19 protein-coding genes, 1 other RNA gene and 2 pseudogenes are annotated in these 22,741 nt (G+C 48.9%); 15 read left to right on the plus strand and 7 right to left on the minus strand.

The window, feature by feature from the left end; genetic code table 11:
• Positions 1 to 27 precede the first annotated feature (27 nt).
• Both JW799_RS09575 and ssrA read left to right on the plus strand, forming a co-directional pair.
• Positions 28 to 882 carry a MurR/RpiR family transcriptional regulator gene (locus JW799_RS09575; RefSeq protein WP_205429519.1) on the plus strand — a complete coding sequence of 285 codons (855 nt, stop codon included), beginning with the start codon at positions 28 to 30 and terminating at the stop codon, positions 880 to 882.
• A gap of 424 nt (positions 883 to 1,306) precedes the next feature.
• Positions 1,307 to 1,672: a transfer-messenger RNA gene (gene ssrA / locus JW799_RS09580) on the plus strand.
• Between the two features lie 328 nt (positions 1,673 to 2,000).
• On the opposite strand, the gene JW799_RS09585 is transcribed toward ssrA, so the two are convergent.
• Complete coding sequence (locus JW799_RS09585; RefSeq protein ID WP_041049471.1) at positions 2,001 to 2,261, minus strand: hypothetical protein; 261 nt, start codon at positions 2,259 to 2,261, stop codon at positions 2,001 to 2,003.
• Between the two features lie 125 nt (positions 2,262 to 2,386).
• Here JW799_RS09585 and istA point away from each other — a divergent pair, with 125 nt between their 5' ends.
• The gene (istA, locus tag JW799_RS09590) at positions 2,387 to 3,610 is read left to right on the plus strand and encodes an IS21 family transposase (protein WP_205428206.1); all 1,224 of its coding nucleotides are present in this window, start codon (positions 2,387 to 2,389) and stop codon (positions 3,608 to 3,610) included.
• Positions 3,607 to 4,410, plus strand: a complete 804-nt coding sequence (istB, locus tag JW799_RS09595) for an IS21-like element helper ATPase IstB (RefSeq protein ID WP_205428207.1) — start codon at positions 3,607 to 3,609, stop codon at positions 4,408 to 4,410. Before istA ends, istB begins: the two co-directional genes overlap by 4 nt.
• Before the next feature lie 45 nt (positions 4,411 to 4,455).
• Here the strand turns inward: istB and JW799_RS09600 are convergent, their stop codons facing one another.
• A complete protein-coding gene (locus JW799_RS09600) occupies positions 4,456 to 4,809 on the minus strand; it encodes a hypothetical protein (protein ID WP_205429523.1) in 354 nt (117 codons plus the stop codon).
• A 259-nt stretch (positions 4,810 to 5,068) separates the two neighbouring features.
• On the opposite strand from JW799_RS09600, the gene JW799_RS30025 reads away from it, so the two are divergent.
• The 4 genes from JW799_RS30025 (at position 5,069) to JW799_RS30030 (ending at position 8,260) form a co-directional block, all read left to right on the plus strand.
• Positions 5,069 to 5,671 (plus strand): DUF6431 domain-containing protein, encoded by a 603-nt coding sequence (locus tag JW799_RS30025; protein ID WP_420830679.1) that lies wholly within the window; start codon positions 5,069 to 5,071, stop codon positions 5,669 to 5,671.
• 172 nt (positions 5,672 to 5,843) lie between these two features.
• Positions 5,844 to 7,226: a DDE-type integrase/transposase/recombinase gene (locus JW799_RS09605; RefSeq protein WP_205429525.1), complete on the plus strand. Its 1,383-nt coding sequence runs from the start codon at positions 5,844 to 5,846 to the stop codon at positions 7,224 to 7,226.
• Entirely contained in the window at positions 7,223 to 8,026 is an 804-nt protein-coding gene (locus JW799_RS09610; RefSeq protein WP_080832318.1) for an ExeA family protein, read from the plus strand. Before JW799_RS09605 ends, JW799_RS09610 begins: the two co-directional genes overlap by 4 nt.
• A gap of 12 nt (positions 8,027 to 8,038) precedes the next feature.
• Positions 8,039 to 8,260, plus strand: a complete 222-nt coding sequence (locus tag JW799_RS30030; RefSeq protein ID WP_176220599.1) for a DUF5348 domain-containing protein — start codon at positions 8,039 to 8,041, stop codon at positions 8,258 to 8,260.
• Here the strand turns inward: JW799_RS30030 and JW799_RS09620 are convergent.
• The 3 genes from JW799_RS09620 to JW799_RS28480 all read right to left on the minus strand — a co-directional run bounded on the left by JW799_RS09620 (position 8,257) and on the right by JW799_RS28480 (position 13,875).
• On the minus strand, positions 8,257 to 12,522 hold the full coding sequence (locus tag JW799_RS09620; RefSeq protein WP_205429526.1) for an AAA domain-containing protein: 4,266 nt from the start codon (positions 12,520 to 12,522) through the stop codon (positions 8,257 to 8,259). The two genes, JW799_RS30030 and JW799_RS09620, sit on opposite strands and share 4 nt — an antisense overlap.
• 50 nt (positions 12,523 to 12,572) lie before the next feature.
• Positions 12,573 to 13,508 (minus strand): DUF4011 domain-containing protein, encoded by a 936-nt coding sequence (locus JW799_RS09625; RefSeq protein WP_205429528.1) that lies wholly within the window; start codon positions 13,506 to 13,508, stop codon positions 12,573 to 12,575.
• 127 nt (positions 13,509 to 13,635) lie between these two features.
• The gene (locus JW799_RS28480) at positions 13,636 to 13,875 is read right to left on the minus strand and encodes a hypothetical protein (protein ID WP_338026251.1); all 240 of its coding nucleotides are present in this window, start codon (positions 13,873 to 13,875) and stop codon (positions 13,636 to 13,638) included.
• 652 nt (positions 13,876 to 14,527) lie between these two features.
• Here JW799_RS28480 and tnpA point away from each other — a divergent pair.
• The 6 genes and pseudogenes from tnpA (at position 14,528) to JW799_RS09655 (ending at position 20,337) form a co-directional block, all read left to right on the plus strand.
• Positions 14,528 to 14,821, plus strand: a complete 294-nt coding sequence (gene tnpA / locus JW799_RS30035; protein WP_420830610.1) for an IS66 family insertion sequence element accessory protein TnpA — start codon at positions 14,528 to 14,530, stop codon at positions 14,819 to 14,821.
• On the plus strand, positions 14,815 to 15,168 hold the full coding sequence (gene tnpB, locus JW799_RS09635) for an IS66 family insertion sequence element accessory protein TnpB (protein ID WP_028598474.1): 354 nt from the start codon (positions 14,815 to 14,817) through the stop codon (positions 15,166 to 15,168). The genes tnpA and tnpB overlap by 7 nt, the downstream gene beginning before the upstream one ends.
• A gap of 32 nt (positions 15,169 to 15,200) precedes the next feature.
• Positions 15,201 to 16,256: pseudogene (tnpC, locus tag JW799_RS09640) on the plus strand (IS66 family transposase); the annotation flags it as partial.
• 473 nt (positions 16,257 to 16,729) lie between these two features.
• Positions 16,730 to 18,285, plus strand: a protein-coding gene (locus JW799_RS09645) for an IS3 family transposase (protein ID WP_338026352.1) whose coding sequence is annotated in 2 segments (ribosomal slippage) — positions 16,730 to 17,198 and positions 17,198 to 18,285 — 1,557 coding nt in all. Because the reading frame shifts where the segments join, the coding sequence is not laid out codon by codon here.
• Positions 18,286 to 18,334: 49 nt separating this feature from the next.
• Positions 18,335 to 18,660: pseudogene (locus JW799_RS30040) on the plus strand (transposase); the annotation flags it as partial.
• A gap of 183 nt (positions 18,661 to 18,843) precedes the next feature.
• Positions 18,844 to 20,337 carry an IS5 family transposase gene (locus tag JW799_RS09655; protein WP_205428670.1) on the plus strand — a complete coding sequence of 498 codons (1,494 nt, stop codon included), beginning with the start codon at positions 18,844 to 18,846 and terminating at the stop codon, positions 20,335 to 20,337.
• Between the two features lie 232 nt (positions 20,338 to 20,569).
• On the opposite strand, the gene JW799_RS28490 is transcribed toward JW799_RS09655, so the two are convergent.
• Complete coding sequence (locus JW799_RS28490) at positions 20,570 to 20,917, minus strand: hypothetical protein (RefSeq protein WP_240353214.1); 348 nt, start codon at positions 20,915 to 20,917, stop codon at positions 20,570 to 20,572.
• 156 nt (positions 20,918 to 21,073) lie between these two features.
• Here JW799_RS28490 and JW799_RS09665 point away from each other — a divergent pair, with 156 nt between their 5' ends.
• Complete coding sequence (locus JW799_RS09665) at positions 21,074 to 21,544, plus strand: hypothetical protein (RefSeq protein WP_205429529.1); 471 nt, start codon at positions 21,074 to 21,076, stop codon at positions 21,542 to 21,544.
• Positions 21,545 to 21,559: 15 nt separating this feature from the next.
• Here the strand turns inward: JW799_RS09665 and JW799_RS09670 are convergent.
• A protein-coding gene (locus JW799_RS09670) for an IS630 family transposase (protein WP_420830669.1) occupies positions 21,560 to 22,629 on the minus strand; the annotation gives its coding sequence in 2 pieces (ribosomal slippage) (positions 21,560 to 22,123 and positions 22,126 to 22,629; 1,068 coding nt in all).
• Positions 22,630 to 22,741 lie beyond the last annotated feature (112 nt).

The following is a 22,741-nucleotide window of genomic DNA, read 5'->3' on the forward strand; positions in this document are numbered from 1 at the left end:
AATCGAGGGAGAGGGAGAATAGAACGAATGCATCTAACGAAAAAGCAATGGTTTCCCGACAAAAACGGATTTTCGCCGGGTCAGCTCAAAATCGCCGATTTCATCGAGCGTCATCCCGACGAGGCGCTGTTCATGACCGAACAGGAAATCGCCGACCGGATCGGGACGAGCATCGCGACGGTGTCGAGGTTTTGGCGCGCCGCGGGCTACGAAAACGGGAAGGACTTCAAGCAGAAGCTTCGGTCCGCTTCCGATACGACGCCGGCGTTGAAGCTGGAGACGACCATTTCCAAACTGGACCCTTCCAGCTTGCCGATGAAAATGCTCGAACAATCGCTCGCGCACCTGCAGGAAACGGCGGAAAAAACGGACCCGGCCGAATTGAAGCGGGCCGCCTCGCTGATGGCAGGAGCGAGACGGATATACGTGCATGCCCCGGGACCGGCGATGGCATTGGGCGAATTGCTCCATTACCGGTTGTCGCGATTCGGCATGTCGGTGCGTTTAATGGCGCCGAGCGGCCACGAGCTGCTGGAATCGCTCGCGCACGTGCAGCGGGAAGACGTCGTCGTCATGTTCAACTTCGCGCGGCTGCTGCCCGAAACCGAGGTTCTTCAGGATTGCGTGCGCCGGATCGGCTGCTCGGCCGTCCTGATCACCGACCGGGAGGAGTTCCGGTACGGGGCGCAGGCGGATGCAGCCTTTTACGTGAGCCGGGGGGAGATGGGGGAATTCCACTCGATGGTGACGCCGCTGCTGCTGATCGAGCAGCTGATCCTGAGCATCGGACTGTTGAACAAGGAGAGCGTGCTGTCCAAGCTGGAGTATCTGGGCGAGCTCCGGGCCCGGTACGCCGAGAAGCTTCCGCGCGGGAAGGCTTGATTACGCCGGGCAAGCGGGATTACAAGCTTGGCGTGCAACACCCCGGTGTCCTTGATTTTGAGCCGCGGAGTTGATAAAATGAATGTCCGGTGTGAAATTTCGGCGAGGTCTCGCGGATTTTGGGCGTTTGCCTCGCGACGTCGGACACGATCGTTTTTTCCGGATTCGGGGCAGGCCGGCGCTTCCAAATGCGTTCGCGGCTGCCAAGGCAATGCGGACCAAGCTTGCCAGCAACCTCTGGCGGTTTTCGAACGCGAATCGTGTTATACTAAGAATGTGTTTGATCGACGATTTTATTCGCTTGCGCGTTGTGCCGCTTTTTGCCGGCACGGCGGATCGATCCGGTTCGTTCGGTTTCGGGAGCCGCGCAGCGAGTTCTACCAAGCCGATTGGCCGTCTGCGGACGCCGAGGGCGCTTTTATTTGGGGGCGTTTTTGGATTCGACGGGGATAGATCGAGCATGGGTAGCGGGTAGTAGGGCTGCGTCTGCTTCACTAACGCGGAAGCCAATTAAACGGCAAAGCTAAACAACCTTCTCTGGCTCTGGCCGCCTAATAACGGTCACCAGGCTCTTGCCTTCCATCGCCCATGTGGCGGGTTGAGAGCTCAACTTTAGTGGGATACGCTGTCACATCTCCGCCTGGGGTGTGCTGAAGAAGACAATCAGGCTGACCCGAAGAGCAGCCGGTGACAGGGCGTCTCTAGGGTGACATCAAATCTGTCACTACACCCGTAGAAGCCTGTGTGGCGTTGTCTTCGGACAGGGGTTCGACTCCCCTCGCCTCCACCAAAACCATCAGAAAAGACACCGCGTTAGGTGTCTTTTCTGCGTTTTCGGTAATTGTGGTGGTTTAAAAAACTTGTGGTTATTGGGTTTTTGCCTTTTCTGACTCTGAATAAGAAATATCTCTGATGGTGCACGGGGCGGTGCCACACTTTATACCAGTTTTAATGTCATCCAATAGACGGGCTCGCTCCTTCAACCGTTCCGTTAGAACGCGTCTTGGTCGAACTGGGTTTTCATTTTTAAAAGGTTCAGCATGAATGTTTAACGGTTGAAAATTGTTCGATTAGTTTACGTGATTTTGTAAAAATGGTTCCAAACAATATTTATAATCTCACATCGTATTAGTATCTATCGAATTTAGTATAGTAGAGATCTCATCCAATTTATTACAAACATCACTAAGACTATCATATAGGCCATTGCCTTTGATATCACTTGCTAATGATTCCAACTTATCGTATACATCTGATATCGAATTATAAAGACCTTGTCCCTTGAGTTCCTCAACAGATACTTTTAAGTCCTCAATGTTTGAATTGATTGAGTAAATTCCGTCCCTAATTTCTTGTAGAACTTCAATTAATTGCTCCAAAATAAATCCTCCTAGTGTCACCGCCGGGATATAATTGACCCACCAGCGCCGGAATGAAAATGACCCACCCCTGTAGAATATATCTCCTCGAGAATATCGGCCAAGATATTTGGAGAGGAGGAAATATGCTAAGGAGTGGGACAGTGATTAGATTACATGAACTTCAAGCTAGCGGCAAGAGTATCCGTGAGATCATGCGGGAGACGGGTCATTCGAGAAATACGATTCGTAAATATCTTAGAGCCGATGGTATCCCTGAACCCAATCCCCGCAAGAAAAGAGCTTCCAAACTAGATCCATACAAGTCCCAGTTGGATCTTTACTTGGCCAAAGGAATATTCAATTGTGAAGTTCTACTACGTCTCTTAAGAGAACAAGGATATGGCGGTGGAATTACGATCATCAAGGACTATGTGAAGCCGCATCGTCCTCCAAAACAGGCGCCGGCTGTGCAACGCTACGAGACGAAACCTGGACAACAAGCACAGGTAGACTGGAAGATTTGCGAGTACGTCGATCTAACCGGGGAGGTTCGGAAGATCCCTGTCTTTGCAATGGTTTTGGGCCACTCCCGCGCGACGTATATGGAGTTTACGAAACGCTGTGACATCCACAGCTTTCTACGCTGCTTGATGAACGCCCTAGAATACTTTGGCGGCGTCCCGAAAACGATGCTCACCGACCAGATGAAAACCGTCATCTTGGGCATGGGCGACGACCGAAAGCCGCGCTGGCATCCGTTGTTTGAAGACTTCGCCGCAGCCATCGGCATGATCCCTAAGGTCTGCCGCGTACGACGTCCACAAACCAAAGGCAAAGTCGAACGAAGCGTTCAGTTCATCGAGCAGAACTTCATGCCAGGAAGACAATTCACGGATCTCGGTGATCTGAACCGCCAGGCCCGGAAGTGGTGTGACGAACAAAATCGCCGCATTCATGGCACAACCGGCGAAAGACCATTCGACCGTTTGGCCAATGAAGCGCTTGGGCCGTTGCCAACTCCGGAGCGCTGGGAAAAGTACCGATTCGAGCCTCGAAAGGCCAGCCGGGACGGATTCGTCAGCTACGATGGCGTACGGTACGGCGTTCCTTGGCGGTTCAGTGGCCGTGATGTGAAGGTGCGTGAAGTGAATGGCATAGTCGAGATTTATTCTGAGAAGCAGCTCATTGCCCAGCATGAAAAGCAATACCGATCACGAACGCTTGTCATGTGCGAGAACCAGTACACCAACCTGAGTACGGCGCAAGGCTATGCCTACCCAAGGCCTCAAGGGCTTCAGATACCTGAACAAGATGTGGAGGTGCGATCTCTCGATGTTTATGATCGCCTTGTGGAGGTGGGCGCATGATTGCACTAGAACAAGCTCGCCTCCGTCTGGAGGAACTCGGCTTAGAACAAGCTGCCCAAGCTCTCGATGCAAAGTTAGAGGCCGCCGGCAGAAGCCAAAGCACTTACCTCACTTTCCTAAACGAGTTGCTGGAGGCTGAGATTTTGGAGCGTCAACGCCGAAACGTTGAGGTACGAATGAAACTTTCGCATCTACCGTATCGACGAACGCTAAGTGATTTCGACTTCACGTTTCAACCTGGGCTTGATGAGCGCCTGATTCGTGAACTTGCTGCATTAACATTCGTTGGGAGGCAGGAGAATGTTCTCTTTCTCGGCCCTCCCGGCGTCGGGAAGACCCATTTAGCCGTCGCAATTGCGATGGAGGCGATTGGACAAGGCTTGCCGGTGTATTTCGTTTCGCTCGCTCAACTAGTTAGCGATTTGCGAAAGGCGTACGAGGAAAACCGATTGGAGAAGCGAATGAGGGTTTATCTTCGTCCTCGGATACTCATCGTCGACGAGGTGGGCTATCTCCCCCTGGACCCACTGGGTGCGAACCTGTTTTTCCAACTGGTCTGTGCTCGGTACGAGAAAAGCAGCATGATCCTGACCAGTAACAAAAGCTTTGGTGAGTGGGGCGAACTTATGGGAGATGCCGTTCTTGCAACGGCCGTGCTTGATCGCCTCCTCCATCATTCCCACGTAGTAAACATCCGTGGGAACAGCTACAGGCTTAAAGAAAAACTAAAAACCGGAATCTATTCGTCACCAAGCGCACAGGTGGGTCAAAATTATCCCGGCGCTAGTGGGTCAATTTAATTCCGGCGTTGACACCTAGTAATTGTGGTTAGAAAAAATTAACGACTAAAGAACGATCTTTCCATTAAGATTTTTAACAACCCCTGATTCAACGAGATAATCGCAAGCTTGTTGCATTGCATTGCTAATATTGCCGCCCGTTCTGCTGAATCCGAATACCCGAGCTGTAACTGAATAAAGGTCATTTGTAGTGATTCCAAAACTTTTACTAACTATTTGTAGCATTGCCTCAGCGATCTCTTCTTTGGAAATATGATTGATTGATCTTACTCCAACGTCATTTGAAAGCGGAACCCTGGCTTTTATGTTTTCAGCTCCCTTAATCCAAAGGAAATCACCCTTTCTCATCAACTGATCGGTAAGGTATTTACTGATTACATAGTTAACTGAATCTCTCACTTTTACTGTTACCTTTTGATTGCCAAACAGCCCGGCAACTCTTTTGCACAGCAATTCAAAATGGATTGTGTTCGCCGCCTGACTTTATGGCGGGAAAAAGGCATGAATTCGCCATTCGGTGTGGCGGAGCCAAACCGAATAAACAGCCGACAATAGCCTAATCCCTTCTGTACAATGACGGTGGATTAGGCTATTGTCGATTAAAAAGGAAAATGCTCCCGAACCTTTGGCGAGGATCCCCGGGAGCATTCACTTCATCATGTCAAAAATACTTTATTTCGGCCTTTCTTGCAAGGCTTATTTACGCACATTCGGAAATCAATCTCCTGACGTCCAGCTCTGCTGTGAAAACTGCGGTCGGCTTCTCCATAAACACGGTCGTTATTGGCGAGGAATTGTGACGAAGCATGAGGTCATCCAGATCCCGATCTACCGTCGATATTGTCCTACCTGTAGAATAACAATCTCCCTCCTGCCGGAGTTCCTGATTCCATGGGCCCGGTATGCGACTTGGGTGCGAGAAGCGGCATTAAAGCGCAAGCACAAGGGATTCTCTTGGCGGCAGACGACAGAAAGCACAACAACTCCTGCCGTGCGTTATAGCCGCCGTACGTTGAAACGCTGGTGGGCAAGACATCTGCGCCGCGCAGCGGATGCAGCACTATGGGTTGCTGGGAAACTCGTAGCCCAGGGGGACGACACGGATATGCTCCACCTTTACCCCACCATGATGAACCCAACGCCAATGGATACATTGGATTGGCTGGACAAACTGTTACCCCGATTCATCCCCGCTGGCGCATCCAGACGGGGCTATTGGACGTTTCTAAATGCGAGGTTACCTGTAGCATCACGCTTATAAATCCCTTCAGCATCCACCGCCAAGGAGCAAGGCAAACGAAAATCGCCTCCAAAATTGCTTTAAAAATCGCCTGGACGGCAAGTTGCCCTCCTGATCCCACAAAATATGCGCCCTCCCTGGCTTCTAGCGTCTATGCGATACTCTCATAGACCACAGGGAGAGGAGATTTAGCATGGATGAGCAAGCAAGGCAGCAAGAAGCCAACTTCCGTTATGGCTTAATTGCATCACTGGTTAGCCGCAAATTGGATCCCGGAGAACAGATGGCGTTGATGCGCGAAATTGTAAGCCATGAGTATGAAACGTCGTCGGGACAGCGAAGGAGAATTAGTCTACGAACGCTTGAGCGATATTTAAAAGCGTATCGCGAAGGCGGATGGGAGGCGCTGTTGCCCTCCGTCCGAGCAGACAAACTCACGACCAGGGAAATCCCCGAGGATGTGCTTGCCAAAGCGATTGCCTTAAAGCAGGAGCAACCCGGCCGAAGCGTCAGGCAGATTATTGCGATTCTGGAACTGGCGGCATTCGTGGCCCCCGGCACCCTGAAAGAAAGCACGCTTAGCAAGCAGCTTCGCCGCCGCGGCGCCACGCGCAAAGCGTTACTGAATACGGGGTGGAGCCACTTTCGCCGGTTTGAAGCCACGCACCGAAATAGCATGTGGCAAGGCGATGTGCAGCATACCCTTTACCTTCCGCATCCGGACAAGCCCGGCAAGAAGGTCATGGCCTATCTGGTTATTTTCATTGACGATTACTCTCGCTTCGTTGTGCATGGCCAGTTCTATTTCGAGGAACGTGTGGCCCGGCTGGAGGATTGCCTGAAGAAGGCGATTTTAAAGAACGGAGTGCCGGAAATGATCTATGTCGATAACGGCGCCATCTATTCTTCACACCATTTTGAGCGGATTTGCGGGCGACTGGGGGCAGAGCTTAAGCATACTCGCCCCGGACGTCCTATGGGACGCGGGAAGCAAGAAAAGTTCTTCCGATTTGTCGACCAGAGCTTTGTGCCGGAGGCATACGACCTGATTGAACAAGGGAAGATCCAGACGCTTAACGATTTGAATCGATTCTTCTCGGCGTGGCTTGAGATTGCTTACCACCAGAAAGTCCACAACAGCTTTAAGCAGCGCCCAGTCGACCGATACCAAAAAGACGACCACCCGATTCGCATGTTGCCGCCGCATGAACTCATAGAAGTATTCTTGCTGGAGGAATCCCGCAAAGTGGACAAAACGGGATGCATCTCGCTGCTGGGCACGATATTCGAGGTCCAGACAGAGCTTGCCGGCTCGAAGATTCAGGTGCGATTCGATCCGCACGACCTGTCCGTCATCCAGGTGTGGAAGGACGGCCAGCGCTATGAAGACGCGAAGCCAATGAAGCTCCGCGATCCGAAAAACCGGCCGAAGCAGGATGAACCGAAGGCCGTCATGCAACCGCCGAAGACGGGCCTCAACTATGTGGAATTATTGGTGGAAGAACAGAAACGGCAGACCCGCGAAGCGCAAGGCGCTGCGCTTTCGCGAGCGATGAAAGAGGTGAATCGCTCATGATTCGTGGTTTCTTCGGGTGGGAGCGCGTTCCGTTCACCCGGGAGATTGAAACACGGCATCTGCACCGCTCCAAGCGATTCGAAGAATGTGTAGCACGGATGCAGTATATGGTGATGACTCGCTCGATTGGCTGCGTCACCGGTGAAATTGGCTGCGGCAAGTCGACAGCCGTTCGCTACTTGAAAGACCAACTGGATCCGAACAAGTACCGGTTTATCTATCTGTCGGATGCGAATCTGAAACCAAGGGACTTTTACCGTGAACTCCTCCACCACTTCGGCTTGCCGCCCAAGTTTCTGCGCAGCGAAGCCAAACGGCAATTCCAGCACCTCGTATGGGATTTGTACGAGAACCAGCAGAAGGTCGCCGTTATTGTCGTGGATGAAGCGCACCTGCTTTCAGGAGACATGCTGCAAGAAATACGCTTTTTGACGAATTTTCGTATGGACTCGATTTCGCCGCTTGCCCTGCTGCTCATTGGACAGCCGGAACTACAGGCCACGTTGCAACTGAGAATCTTCAAGCCGATTACACAGCGGATGAACGTGCGTTTTCATTTGGAAGGCTTGTCGCTCGAGGAGTGCCGCGATTACATCTCCCACCAATTGGAGGTTGCCGGAAGTACAGGGCCGGTGTTTACGACAGAAGCGATGGACGCCATATACGCGCATGCTCGGGGGATATGCCGAGAGATAAATAACGTCTGCACCGCTGCGCTTCTGGATGCAGTGCTGCGAAAAGACAAAATGATTGATACCGTCCATGTGACGAGGATCCTAGCTGAATTTAAGGAACAGTGAGGGATGACAAATATGAATGAGATACGATTTCATGGAGATACCGAGCGTTGGAACGTGTACGATGGAGAAGAGTTGCTTTGCTCGCTACGTTGTGGTGATGCCGTGATGATTCAAGTAGGAAAGCACTTCTTGCCATCCAACCTTGAGCTCGATACGGACTGGTACGTGAAGTTTGGAAATTCGAAGTTCTGGCTCCACCGACATGCCAAGTACCGCGTCCGACCGCTGTTCTAACTGCTCTTCGGAGCAGTTTTTTTACGCCGACAAACAAAGGCGAAATATAATTGTCTCCGAAACGGCGGTGAGGAAAGCAAAAAGCCACCGTCATTGGCGGTTCCGAATCTACCGTCAATTAAAGTGGCTGATGACAGGATTGGGTATTCCTTTTCGACAACATACTTAATCACGTTCTTAAGATAAGTCGTATCATCGGAATAACGTTTAACCTCATAGACATTAGCTTCTTCATAGTATTCAAAGGAATAAGGGTTATCGTAAGTATGATCGCCAAGATCCGTGGGGTTCTCTATAATTTGGATACCAATCGTTTGCTGTAAGAGCTCGCTTTGAAACTTATGCATTGATCCAGAATTAACATTGCTTTCCTTGTACTCGCTTATGGCCTTGTTGACAGCATCCAGTAATTTACGACCTTCTGTAATAGGATCTTTAATCCAGTCAGTTGACCATATACGATAGATTTTCCAACCAATGTCCTCCAAGATGGTCTGACGCAACCTGTCACGTTCTCTAGCCGTTCTAGCAGAGTGGTATGTAGCTCCATCACATTCTATTCCAAGGACGAACCTGCCACTTAACGTAGGATGTTTAACGGCAAGATCGATTCGATATCCGGAGCAACCAACTTGAGTAGCAACCATAAATCCATTCTTTACTAAGAAGTCATACACAGACTCTTCAAATGGAGAGTCAACGTTAACCGAATCGGAATATGTCAGCTCATTAAGAATTGCATCGGGCCCATTCATTGCAAATTCTATATAAGATCGTAACATCTTTACACCTTCAGCATTTGTGCTCTCCAATTTAATATCTGTTGGCCGGATCGATCCAACAAGTTTAACATTATATTTAGCTCGAGTTATTGCAACATTCAACCGACGATAGCCGCCGGATCTGCTTAAAGGCCCGAAGTTCATATACATAATGCCATTTGAATCTTTTGCATAACCAATGCTGAAGATAATGGTATCGCGTTCATCCCCCTGCACGTTCTCAAGGTTTTTTATGAAAAACGCTTCTTCTTTATCTTCATTGAAGAATTTTTCAAATTCCTGATTTTGAAGACGCAATTGACGGATTGCTGTTTCAACGGCCTGTTGTTGGGCTTCACTAAAAGTGACAACTCCTAGGGATCTTTCAGGGTAGTTGCGGAAATGCTCATAAACCAATTCAGCCACACGTGTTGCCTCTTTTACGTTACATTTCTTACCGCCACGATCATAAACTCCATTCTCAACATAAATATACTCGACTCCGTGGTCAGGAACTTTATCAATGTGAGAAGGAAATGTGATTAAATTATGATTGTAAATTTTGGCGTTTGAGAAAGCAATCAGGTGTTCATGGCGACTCCTATAATGCCATCTTAGTGTTCGCTCCGGCAGAACAGTAAGGGATTCATCAAGAATAGACTCAAATGCGTCGGTATCGTCAAATTCTTCATCGTCTGCTCCATCGCCATCAAAGTCTCCATCTGAAGTATTCGCGGCAAAGAAGTTGGTTGGTGGCAGCTGTTTATTGTCTCCGGCAATAATGACTTGCTTCCCCCTCATAATTGCTCCTATTGCATCTTCAGTACAAACCTGTGATGCTTCGTCGAAGATTACCACATCAAAGTTATAGTTCTCTGCATCGAGAAATAAGCTTACGGAAAGGGGAGACATCATCAAACATGGTTTTAGAGTAAGTAATAAATTGGGTATCGCCTTGAATAGTTTCCGTAATGGAAGTATTTTGCGTTGTTTGCCTAGTTCACGCTTTAATATTCCAATCTCATCCATAGCCATTGTCGCCATGTTCAAATCTGGCAACCTTGAGACAAGACGTTCTTTTATCCTTGTTCTTGCCAAGGAAAGTTGAGTTATATCGAGGCGATTAAATTCCCGTATGATCTCATCGTGGCTACGGCTACGGAAAGAATTAACTGCAGGAAACTTTGAGATTACAGAGTCTACCCACAGTCGATAGAAACGCTTAAGGAATGTACCGACTATCAGATCTTTGTCGATCTTGAGTTCTTCTACTTTCTGGACATACTCCGACAATCCTTCTTTCTTACACTCATCCCTGATGCTACGGAAATCAATCCATTCTTCCAGAGATGATATGTTGTTCAGACATTTGCTGATCTTTAATAAGATGGAGGTTAAGTCTGTTCGTTGTAACTCCTCTACATTGTCAAAGAGGTTTGCAAACCATCGCCATTCTTTCTGTATATGATTCAAGCTATCCTTAAGAATCTTCTTGTAAGAAGAGACCTCTGCAACATATGAGGAATCAGAACAAATGCGAGCAATAAAGTTCTGTGGCAATAAATACTTCTCATGTAACTTCTTAAAATCTCCGGCCCAAGATAATGATCCTAAGATGGAGCCCCAATCAGTTTGGATACTACCGTTGAAGAAACTCTGGAAGTTTTCTTTTAGGTTATCGCTCTCCTTATTGATTGTGCGATCAATAATCTGAATAATTTCCAACTTGGAGAGATCATCTATAACTTCGTCATATGAAAGTTCTTTATGACTATGCTTAGTCACTTCTGTAAACAATCCATCCAGTACTTGAAGTGAATTCATTACACCGGTAACCATTTCAAGAAGTACTGATACATCCAAATTCTTACAATCGGATGTAGATGGCAGTATCCTTTGAAGAGTAAGAACCAGATCAGGGTCTTTTATGATACCAAGCTTCTCATGTCGTGTTTTAATGTCCTGATAATTCGCTTCTCCATCAACGAGAAAGTTTTTAACGCTAACAGGAATAGGCTCACCTGAGAAACAGTTGAGAATGCTTGAGAATTGTTTGAACGATTGATCCAAGAGCCCCCAATCAGTCATTTTCCCAAGATAATGGCTTCCCAATAATTGAGTAAGTATCTTTTCATTTTCATTTAGCCAAGAATGAATATCAGCGATTTCTTTTAATTCGTTTAAGACAGAGATAATGGTTTGATCATCGAACTTCTGAGAATTATCTTTCATCAAAACACGAATTTGTTTTTTATCTGTTCTGTAGCTCCTTTTAAAAACCTTGAACCAAGTAGTGTATTCAATCTTGAATCGTTTCAGCATAGATGAATAATCAATGTCAAAGATCTCTTTATCGAAGCGGCTGCTTATGGATGTTGTGAGATTGTTGATCTGATCGTACTTATTCTTTGCTTCTTCTGACAACTTCTTAATAGCATTATATTTACCAGGGTCAAACCATGCCTCAGTAGGTCTTGGATTTAGAAGAATGAAGCTCAATAATGTATGAAGTGCTTCTAAACCCATGATCGATCTTTTATAAGGAATTTTTAATGTTTCAAAAATACTTTCTGCCGCGGCTGAAGCAGCTTCTATTTTTCCGCAAATGGAAGTCAGTTCATTAATGATCGATTTTGCGAACCTCAAAATATCATTGTCACTTGGAAAACTATCCTCATTTAATATAGGCTTAACTGTTGTAACCCTTGATAAGAGTAGTGATTTTGTATTTTCAGCTTGCAGATTGAAGTAATCGTTATCATAAATTTTGCCTAACTCGGACTGGTAATCTTCATATTCCTTTTTCATTGCAAGATATTTCTCCGCTTGCTGAATAAGCGGAGTAATATCTTCAGTAGTTATCCAATGAATCGGAATTCCTGGTGATTTCTCCGAGATATCGAAAATCTCAAGGATATCCTCTGTTGCAGCCAGGGTCAAATCCCTGTTCAGTTCGAAGTTATTATTAACTTTATTAAAATTCTCTACAAGTACGTGGAAAGCGGGGGCCAACTTCCTTAAGTTTGTTTCAATGTCATGCCGAAGTTCGTGCGAAACATTGGGGACTATGCAGTTTCTCCATGGGTTGAGTGCGTAGTCCTCCGTCATTTTTCCGATGGTTTTGGAGAGTTCATTCAAAAGGTAAATATATCTATTCAACTTCTCCAGTGTCGTTTCGCCCACATTGTCAATGGAGAAAATGACATCTGGAGTTTCGTATAACTTAGCTAATTTCCCATTAACACTGTATAGTGTTAGATTGAGAGGCTGGATGGGAGTGTGAAGTTCAGTAATATAACGGTTCAATTTTTCCCTTTGCTTTTCAAGTAATTCTAGTTGGGAGACTGCCTCATCATGAACTTTAAATCTACTAAGAGCCAATGTATTTCCAAGATCGTTTAGGACTTCCTTCTTATTAGCTCTATGGCTATGTAGGGTGAGACAAAAATCAGATAAGCCTGCTTGCGTCAATCGTTTGTGTACAACCTCAAGTGCTGCCATCTTCTCCGAAACGAATAGCACTCGTTTTCCCTCAGCAAGACTCTCAGCGATTATGTTTGTAATGGTCTGGCTTTTTCCAGTACCAGGGGCCCTTGCAGCACAAAACTGACACCTTTCTTGGAGTAAAGAATGGCGTCTTGCTGGCTAGAATCTGCATCAACGACTTGAAATGCATCAATAGCCCGAGTCTTCCTGTCGTGATCATACTGATTGAATTCTGCAGGCAGTGTTTTGATTTGGCTTCTGTCTCCAGCCGATCCGAGAAGTACCGGGTGTGCCTTTATCTTATCCTGGTTCTTATCCAGGTCTTCGTACATATTTATTTTCAAAAAAGAGAGCAGGCTTAATCCAGTCTCAAAAGCAACTTCCCATTTGTTTTTATTAACAGATTTATTGAGGTTGTTGAGATACTCGGTAATGCTATCTTCGTGTGCATCGAATTCAGGTAATGTAATTCCGAATTCATGTTCCATTTTATATTTTAATGTTGGGTTAACCACGACCTCGTCTTCATGTAGACGTAGGACGAAGGGCGAGGTAATGGACTCTAGTGTAAGTGATACCGGAACAAGTACGATGGGGGAGGTGATGATCTGATCAGAGTCTTGGTTCTCCTTCCACCTCAAGAAACCAAATGAAAGATATAGGATGTTGACACCTTGCTCTTCAAGTGCTGTCTTTGCTTTGTTTCTAAGATTTCTTAATGTTTTCTGTTGCTCTTTGATGGTTTGATTGGTTTGTAAATCGCCACTTGAAGTATATGGTTCACTAACTTCGTCTTCATCGTCATCAAAATCTTCAAATGGGAATGGGAATTCTAAAGCTGTTTCATTAACGACGAGCAGTCTAAACAATTCAGCGAGATCAGGGGCTACTATCTTGATGTTGGAACGTTTGGTTTCTCGATAGTTGATGAGTCTGTTTTTCTTGCCCAAATCAAGAAGACGCTTCTTCCATTTATCTATGCGGACATCAATTGCAGCCATAATAACACCTCAGCCATTAGGACTAAATCATATGTATGTAAAAAGCTAACTAATTATTATTAAGTTCAACAATTGACAAAGATCTCCTTCTTTCGACCAGTCGCAAATTGCCAAATCTCAACAAACTCTATGAAAAAGCTAAACAACAACAAGATAAGGGACAGTAACGATTCTGGTTGATAAGCGTCCTCCAAGTCCTTTTCATACGCTTCAGCAGGATATGCTGGTAACGGGTTTCGCTCAAGATGACTTGTGTTACAACATGTTTTCGAATGATTTTAAGCAAAAAAGAGTGAAACGTGCGGGCTTGAATGGTTGCCGCAATATTTTCATCCATCCCAGGTAAATGTGCGATTCGGTCACGCATTTCCTCTGCCGCTTTTTTTGGAAAACATGACCAGCAATATGTTTGCGGTCTGGACAATAGGAATCGTATGGCTTCCCGCTCCGAGCGGTGTTTTGTAAAAAGTCCTACTACTCAAACCATCACCTTCATTAACTCGTGAAGCTCGTGCATTGCGTTCTTTTCTCCACCAAGTGATCAACATGGACAGTCAGTTCGTTGATAAGTGGGATTGGCAACGATTCTGAATAATACGTTCTTGCCATCTTCTAAACGACAGATTCTTCTTAATTCTATCACAAGGAATTGGGCCTTTCTTCCTGATCTTGATCAATATGTTGAGCTCAATTAAGTTTTGTTACCCCTATTGGGAGTAGAAACGCCAAAATCGCAATTTTTTGGCTCATTACCACTTGGCACAAGCTGAAATCCTTATGGATATTAATCCTACGCCGACATTTCAATCGGTGAATGCTTACAGTAGGGTAATCAATATTCTATATATCGTCAATAGTGACAAATTGTAACGAACATCTACATAAAAAAGCCGAATTCGATTTGAATCGTAAGCGTCAAACTCTCCCCACCTTCGTTCCTTGCAATAACCGTGAGATAATCCTCCTCATAGTCCAATTCGGGGAGGATTTTTTATGGCCAGAGAAGACGTACAGAAGAAATGGGAAGAACGATTGCCGCTTTCCGTTCCAGTGGAGAAAAAGCAGCAAGATGGTGCAAAGCCAATCAGGTGGATCGTCGCGGGCTCTATACATGGATGAAGAGGCTAAGCGGTTCATCCCCTGCTGCTGTCAAGTCAGCCACCTTCGTCAAAGCTCATATTACTCCCGAGCCGGAAGCCACACCTTCGGCTTGCCTTCGCATCCGAATCGGCGCAGCCGTCATCGAGGTTGACGCCGGGTTCAATCCCGCTTTGCTCCGCGACGTGGTGCAGGCTTTGGAGGTCATATGCTGAGCGAATTAACCAGCCGTCAGGTATTTCTGGCTTGTGGCAGCACGGATTTACGTAAATCCATCGACGGATTGGCTGCTCTTGTCCAAGAGGGGCTCGGACTGAATCCATTCTCTCCATGCTTGTTCGTCTTTTGCAACCGCGAGCGGAACAAGTTAAAGATCTTGTATTGGGAGCACAACGGTTTCTGGCTGTTCTACCGCCGGCTCGAGCGCGGCACGTTCCAGTGGCCCAGGGATCACAGCGATCCGGTCACGGTCACGACCCGCGAGCTCCGCTGGCTGCTGGACGGACTTTCGCTCAGCCAGCGGCAGGCTCACCCGAAAGTGACCGCCGCTACGGTCATTTAGCAATCTATTCCTTACTTAATTCGACATATGTTATGGCAGGCGTTGCCCCCATCCGTGCCGAAGTATACCATATGGAAAATCGAGCGGAATCGCCTCAGATCGAAGAGCTTCGGCAACAAAATGCGAAGCTGGAACAACAAAATATCGAGCTATCGGCCAAGCTCAAGTGGTACGAGGAACAGTTCCGTCTGGCGCAGCAAAAGCGCTTCGGCACTTCCAGCGAGAAGACGAATCCGGACCAGATGGAGCTGAATCTGTTCAACGAAGCCGAAGTGCTGGCCACACCAGCCGGACAAGAGCCACCTACAGAGAAGATCACGTACGAGCGCCGCAAACAGACGGGCAAGCGTGAAGACGACTTCTCCGACCTGCCGGTAGAGACCGTCGTGTACAAACTCGAGGAAGGCGAACGGTCCTGTGCTTGCTGCGGCGGCTCGCTGCATGAGATGACGACTGAGATGCGCAGCGAGATCGCGCTGGTGCCCCCGCAGGTCAAGGTCATGCGGCATATTCGTCAAGTCTATGCTTGCCGCCACTGCGAGCGTCATGAGATCCAGACACCCATCGTCACGGCGCCCATGCCGAGGCCCGTCTATCCCGGAAGCTTGGCTTCGCCGTCCAGCATGGCCTACGTCATGACGCAGAAATATGTGGATGGCTTGCCCCTGTACCGGCAAGAGCAGCAGTTCGCGCGTCTTGGCTATACGTTGTCTCGCCAGACGATGGCGAACTGGATGATGTATGGTGCGGAGCAATGGCTGTCTCCGCTGTTTGCTGCCATGAAGGCGTATCTGCTGCGGCAAGAAGTGCTGCATGCCGACGAGACGACGCTTCAGGTGCTGCGCGAAGAAGGCAAGTCCGCGGAAGCGACGTCCTACCTGTGGCTATATCGGACCGGACGTGATGTGCCGCCGGCAATACTCTACGAATACCAACGGACGCGGGGCGGCGAACATCCGCGTAACTTCCTGTCCGGATTCAAAGGCTATTTGCATGTGGATGGGTACCTTGGGTACCACAAGGTGGCAGACGTGAAGCTCGTCGGTTGTTGGGCACATGCCCGGCGCAAGTATTCGAGCAGTTGCCGCAAATCTCTGGACCGCTCGATGCCGACGCGCTCGAACCCTTCATGCCATGGTCGCACGAGCTACCGGCTGAGTGCCGATTAAGTAAAAAGTAACTACAGATTAGTCGAACTGAGCTCCCGCCGCTAGGTGGGGGCTATTTGACGCTTACGCGGTGAAGAGAATTACGACTACTTGGAGCAAAATGAAGTCGAAGCCATTGTGAAGTACAGCACATATCACCGCGAAAAGAGCAAGGCATGGCAAAAGGACATCAGCAAGATCGACAACTGGACTTATAACAGCGAACAAGATACATGGACATGTGCGGCCGGACAAACGCTCCATTTCCGCCGAGTGAGCCAGGAGAAAACGGAAAGTGGGTATGAAATCGAATATCGACATTACCGAAGCGCCAGCTGCCCCCTCTGTCAGAATAGTTGTCGTACCCCCAAATTGAATATATAGTGAGGAGAAACGAGGACGAGGTGGAGAACGTGAATCCCGTAACCAAAGAATTCAAGCAAAGCATTGTACAGCGTATGATGCCCCCGTACAACGAGCCGGTCAGTCGGCTTGCTAAGGAAATCGGTCTATCGGAGACGACTTTATTTAAGTGGAAGAAGGCGGCAAAAGCACAAGGTATGATACCCGGTGATGACGTACAGCCCGAACGTTGGAGTACGCAGGAGAAGTTCGCTGTCGTCGTCGAAACCGCAAGTTTGAGCGAAATCGAACTGGCAGAGTATTGTCGGACAAAAGGGCTGTTTGTTGAGCAGGTGGAAGCATGGCGGGATGCGTGTATGCAAGCCAATGGCGGAATCGTCTCGCAAGCGAACAGGCTTCAGAAGGAACTCCGCGAGAAAGAGCAAGAGAACAAGGCATTAAATCGAGAGCTTAAGCGCAAAGAAGCAGCGCTCGCCGAAGCCGCCGCCTTGTTGGTGTTGCGAAAAAAGGCCCAAGCGATCTGGGGGGACCAAGAGGACGAATGATCAGTGCCTCAGATCGCGAGCATGCCCTTACACTGATTCAAGAAGCCGTTGCTGCCGGCGCAAGAGAAGCGGCTGCTTGCCGAGAGCTCGGACTGACTCAGCGAACGCTGCAACGCTGGCGCAAGCAAGGCGGTACCGTAGACGGACGCCCTCACGCCAAACGGCCGACACCCGCTAACAAGCTAAGCGATGCAGAAGAGCAGCAGGTGCTGGAGGTTCTTCAGCAGCCGCCGTACAGGAGCCTGCCGCCAAGCCAGATTGTGCCGGCGCTGGCCGATGAAGGAACCTACATCGCCTCCGAGTCCAGCTTTTACCGGGTGATGCATAAATACAATCAGCAGCACCATCGCGGGCGCAGCAAGAAACGCACCCTTAAACCCATCACCAGCCACGCTGCGAGCGGCCCGAATGAAGTATGGATGTGGGATATCACTTGGTTGCCCGGGCCCGTGAAGGGGTTGTTCTTCTACCTGTATCTCATCCTGGATTTGTACAGCCGTAAAATTGTAGGCTGGGAGATTTGGGAAGAAGAGTCTGCCGAGCATGCCAGTCAATTGATCCGTCGTACGGTCGTGCGAGAGCAATGCGTGATTCGTCGGCAGCCGCTTGTGCTTCACTCGGATAACGGAAGCCCGATGAAGGGGGCCACGTTGCTGGAGACCCTGTACAGTTTGGGCATTACCCCCTCTCGAAGCCGACCACGCGTCAGCAACGACAACCCTTACGCAGAATCGATTTTCCGCACATGCAAGTACCGTCCTGGCTATCCAACGGAAGGCTTTAAGGCCTTGTCAGAGGCGCGTGAATGGGTCATGCGATTTGTTCGCTGGTACAACGAACAACATCGACACAGCGGACTGAATTTTATTACACCTAACCAGCGGCATGAAGGATTAGCACACCAAGTGTTTGAGAAACGCAAGGAGATTTATTTGGCCGCAAAAGCCAGAAACCCTAATCGCTGGTCTGGCACCATTCGCGACTGGAGCCTGAAAGATGAAGTCTGGCTGAATCCTGAAAAAGTGACGCTTATTCCGGCTGCAAAAAAATCGCTATCTTAACATTTACTTTCCCTAAGGAATCGCGACAACTATCTTGACAAATACCGGCTGTGAGGACTGTCCGCTAAAGCCGCAGTGTACAAAAGCCCAAGGTGATCGCGAGATCAGAGTGAGCTGAAGTATTGGCGGATAAAGAACCAGGCCAGGGAAAAGCTCCGCAGTGAAGAAGGGTATGCCCTGGCCGTAAGGCGCATGATCGAGCCGGAACCTGTGTTTGGCGATATGAAGAACAACCGAGGCTTTAAAAGGTTCCTGCTTCGAGGCTTACCCAAAGTAAGTCTGGAGGTCGGGTGGCTTTCGCTTGCCCACAATCTGCTCAAGAAAGCAGCGGTGGACGCCAAAAACGAAGGAGCTAAGCGACAACAGGCCGCTTAGCTCCTTCGTTTATTCCGGGTGCCACCCTATTTTGCTGCTAAGGTGTTCCAGAGGTTACTTAGGGCTTGCTGAACAAATCAAAAATTCAACAGTAACAAGGGTTTGGCGCCTCTTTTGTCGAATTTAGGTGCAAGGAAAACGAGGGCTAACCCGTGAAAAACCTTGCACTTGGAGGCGTCCGAATTGTATCAGCGAACCGAAAGCCAGATGATCCTGCCAGGCGATTTCTTCCTGCCATTCGGCGGAAAACTCGCCGAAGATAACCGTTGGGTGCTGCTCGCCCAAATGATTCCGTGGTGGAAGCTCGAAGAGAAGTACGCCAAGAACTTCAAGAAGAGCCTCAAGGGTCAAAAGGCCGTATCGATCCGCGTCGCACTTGGCGCTCTCATTATCCAGGAACGGCTGGGCACCGACGACCGCGAGACGCTTCGGCAGATTCTGGAGAACCCGTATCTGCAGTACTTCCTTGGCTTGCCGGAATACCAATACCGCCGTCCGTTTCATCATTCGCTTATGACCCACTTTCGCAAGCGGCTGGGCGGCGAGATCATCGATGAAGTGAATGAGTGGATCGCACTCGAAGAATCGCGCAATAACAGCGAATCTCCAGATCAATCGGACGACGACGATGATCCAAGCGGCGGAGCTGACGCGCACACATCCGATGAATCGGCAGAACCGCTGCCTCGGCAGATGGAACTGACGAACGAGGGTGAACTGCTGCTGGATGCGACCTGCGCGCCGGCGGACATCGCCTACCCGACGGATCTGTCTCTTCTGAATCAGGCCAGAGAAAAGCTGGAGCAAATCATCGACATCCTGCATGAACCGGAACGCGGAAAGACTCGCAAGCCAAGAACATACCGGGAGCGTGCCCGCAAAGCCTATCTGGCGGTTGCCAAGCAAAGGCGCGTGAAGCCGCGCACGATGCGCAAAGCAATCGGCAAGCAACTCAGGTTCGTTTCCCGTGATCTGCGCATCATCGCCGAACTTGCTTCCACGGGCGGCCTGACGCGGCTGCCACGCCGCATGTACAAGGAACTTCTGGTCATTCAGGAATTGGTTCGCCAGCAGCAAGCGATGTACGACAAACGTACGCACAGCGTACCGGATCGGATCGTCAGTATCGCGCAGCCGCACGTGAGGCCGATCGTGCGCGGCAAAGCCCGCGCGAACGTCGAGTTCGGGGCGAAGCTGGCGATCAGCGTGGTGAACGGCTACGCATTCCGGGAGCAACTGTCCTGGGAGAGCTTCAACGAAGGTCAGACGCTGCAGGCCGCAGTGGAACGCTACCGCGCCAGGTTCGGCTATTATCCCAAAGCGGTGCTGGCCGATCAGATTTACCGCACGCGGGACAACTTGCGCTTCTGCAAGGAGAAGGGAATTCGACTGAGCGGACCGCAATTGGGGCGTCCGTCATCCGCCGATCAGCAGGAGCAGAAGAAAATCGCCAAAGCGGATGCAGCCGCGCGCAATGCGGTGGAAGGCAAGTTCGGTGAAGGCAAGCGCAGCTATGGGCTTGGCCGTATTCGAGCGCACCTTCAGACGACCAGCGAGACCGTAATCGGGCTGCAACTGCTGGTGATGAACCTCGAAAAGAGACTCCGGGTTCTCTTTTTGCCCGTTTTGCAATGGCTATTGTCGAGGCTCCCAGTTCGTTTGCTCGTGTCACCGTAAAATGTGACCCGTTCAGCAAGCCCTACTTATGGGACAGCCTCTTCAACCGCAGCGCTCTGCTTCGTCGAGTTGGCTTCGTCAGCAAGTTTAATCGGGAATCATACTCTCCTCGCCTCCACCATGTAAATCCACAACTGTTACTGCTAATAAATAATGACCATCGGTTGACGGTGTAAGTTGTCCTGACGGTGACGGCCAAGCTGTCCGGGTAATGTTGAGAAGAAAGGGAGAATCATGAAAACTCTCCCTGAATGACGCGTTTGATCATATGATCGTCGATGATGCGATGTTTGTTCTGCGAACCGTAGATGAGGCTGTGCGTGCAGACCTCGTTAATCAGGCGAGCGGCGCCGCTGGAGAAGCGAAACACATCGTCGATCGCAGCCTCCGTAAACACGTCGTGCTCGGTACCGGCGTAGCTCATGTGCCGGGCGACGTACGCGCCGGTCTGCGCCCTATCGAAGTGCGGCAGCTTGCATTTCAGGTCGATACGCTGGCAAATTTCCGCGTACGCCTGCAGCCCGAGCCGGTCCCACAGCTCGCTCCCCGACCAAGATAAGTGCCAAGGGACTCTGGGCATCCATCTTGAAGTTAAGCAGGAAGCTAGCGGGCAGGATGTTTTAAGAGCAAGTTTTTTTCGGGTTAATACCCGAACGATTTGTCATCAGTTGGATAAGCAAAAGGCAGTATGGTAAGATACTGGTATAAACTACGGTTCGTATCTCTGGAGGCGTAAATGGATAGATACTCGGTAGCTGAGGTATTTGGTGTGAATAACAAGATGGTACGAAGCTATCTTGAGCGTACTGAAGTAGACGGCGAATTTACCGAAGCATTGAAGACTGATCGCCACATAGTCGTTTACGGCTCCTCTAAACAAGGGAAAACGTCTCTACTGAGTAGACATATTGAAAAGGAACAAGCAGTAATAATTGAGTGTGGCCCTAAAACTGATTGTCAGGCAATCTATCAGTCTTTATTACGGCAACTCGATATTAGGCTTGAAAGAACAGAAACACAAACGAGCACTACGGAAGGTAAGGTAAGAGCCAAGATTGGACTAAAGGCAATTCTTCCCTTCTTAGGTGGTGGCGATACAGAGGTTGAGACTGAGGGAACCAGGACCGGGGAAAAGGCTAAGGAGTTCCATCCTGTAGAATACAATTTGGAACTCGCTCAGGATGTTGGTGAACTATTAGCTATATAAGTTCAACTAATGATTCTAGACGTCAATGAGCTTTTGTAAGGAAGATTCCATGCGAATGCACAGACGGTCAATTATGGCCCACTTGTCTTTGGAGATTTCCTCCATGAAGGTCTTCACATTCTTACGAATCTCGGCGACCGTATGATAAAAAACATTGTTAATGACATCAGCTTTCAGCCACTTCCATAGCCCTTCTACAACGTTGAACTGAGGGCTGTACGGAGGCAAGAAGGCGAACTCCAACCGGCCTTTCTGCTCTTCCAGGAAAGGTTGCAGTAATTTCGCATGATGGATACGGGCATTGTCCAGCACGATCACGATCTTGCCCGTAGCGTAATGAGCAAGGACGATTTTCAGGAAAGCCAGAAATGTTTCGGCTGTGTACTGCTCATCTTCTTGCCATACGATTTCACCGGTCTCGTAGTCCACAGTGGCGAGCAATTTCACGCCGCGATGTTTGCCCGTGGTCGGAATGATCCGTTGCTTTCCTTTCTCGAACCAAGTTTGCTGCAAGGCTTGGTAGTCCCGAATCATGCTTTCGTCTTCAAACAGCAAATGATGAATTTCGCCGTTCATCAGTCTTTTTTTAACTGAGGAAACTGCTCTTGGACAAAAGCCTTTTGCTTGGCTTCATCGGCTGCTTCGAGCGTATACGTTGGTTTAGTGAATCGCAGGTCCAGTCGGTGCAGCAATTTGGCCATACCTGCGATGGTATAGCTTCTTTCAAACTCACGCATCACATAAGCGACAGCCAGAGCCAGCGTCCAATTGTACTTCGCGGGAAATCCAACTTCGTGTGGAAGCTTCGTGATGATGATCTGCTTGAGCTGTTGTTGCTGCTCGGCGGTTAACTGATTAGGAGCGCCTGTAGAGACGCCCATCGCCAAGCCATCCAGCCCTGAATCTTGATAGGATAGGATGTAGGTGTTCACCGTTACGGGTTTTCTACGAATGATCTCCGCAATTTCGGTCACCGTCATCTGTTTCACGGCATGCAAGTAAATCGTTTGGTAGCGTTCATACATCCGGCGGCTTTTTTCTTGCTTGAGCCGCTTCTCCAATTCTTGTTGCTCTGCTGGTTGAATTTCCATCATTATCACTCGTCTCATTTGTTTTCTTATCTCTTCGACGTGTGGGTCGGAAATTCATGCCAGAGTTCAAAAAACTTTAGTTTAACTTATATAGGATAAAATTTAA

Origin of the sequence: Cohnella algarum (assembly GCF_016937515.1) — a bacterium.
GTDB lineage: Bacteria > Bacillota > Bacilli > Paenibacillales > Paenibacillaceae > Cohnella > Cohnella algarum.

Coding starts and splice junctions, on each gene's coding strand:
- JW799_RS09575 (WP_205429519.1), top strand. CDS start 28: ATGCATCTAACGAAAAAGCAATGGTTTCCCGACAAAAACGGATTTTCG.
- tnpA (WP_420830610.1), top strand. CDS start 14,528: ATGGGAAGAACGATTGCCGCTTTCCGTTCCAGTGGAGAAAAAGCAGCA.
- JW799_RS09620 (WP_205429526.1), bottom strand. CDS start 12,522: ATGGCAGCACTTGAGGTTGTACACAAACGATTGACGCAAGCAGGCTTA.
- JW799_RS28490 (WP_240353214.1), bottom strand. CDS start 20,917: ATGCCCAGAGTCCCTTGGCACTTATCTTGGTCGGGGAGCGAGCTGTGG.
- JW799_RS30025 (WP_420830679.1), top strand. CDS start 5,069: ATGTCAAAAATACTTTATTTCGGCCTTTCTTGCAAGGCTTATTTACGC.
- istB (WP_205428207.1), top strand. CDS start 3,607: ATGATTGCACTAGAACAAGCTCGCCTCCGTCTGGAGGAACTCGGCTTA.
- JW799_RS09665 (WP_205429529.1), top strand. CDS start 21,074: ATGGATAGATACTCGGTAGCTGAGGTATTTGGTGTGAATAACAAGATG.
- tnpB (WP_028598474.1), top strand. CDS start 14,815: ATGCTGAGCGAATTAACCAGCCGTCAGGTATTTCTGGCTTGTGGCAGC.
- JW799_RS09605 (WP_205429525.1), top strand. CDS start 5,844: ATGGATGAGCAAGCAAGGCAGCAAGAAGCCAACTTCCGTTATGGCTTA.
- JW799_RS30030 (WP_176220599.1), top strand. CDS start 8,039: ATGAATGAGATACGATTTCATGGAGATACCGAGCGTTGGAACGTGTAC.
- JW799_RS09625 (WP_205429528.1), bottom strand. CDS start 13,508: ATGGCTGCAATTGATGTCCGCATAGATAAATGGAAGAAGCGTCTTCTT.
- JW799_RS28480 (WP_338026251.1), bottom strand. CDS start 13,875: ATGCGTGACCGAATCGCACATTTACCTGGGATGGATGAAAATATTGCG.
- istA (WP_205428206.1), top strand. CDS start 2,387: ATGCTAAGGAGTGGGACAGTGATTAGATTACATGAACTTCAAGCTAGC.
- JW799_RS09610 (WP_080832318.1), top strand. CDS start 7,223: ATGATTCGTGGTTTCTTCGGGTGGGAGCGCGTTCCGTTCACCCGGGAG.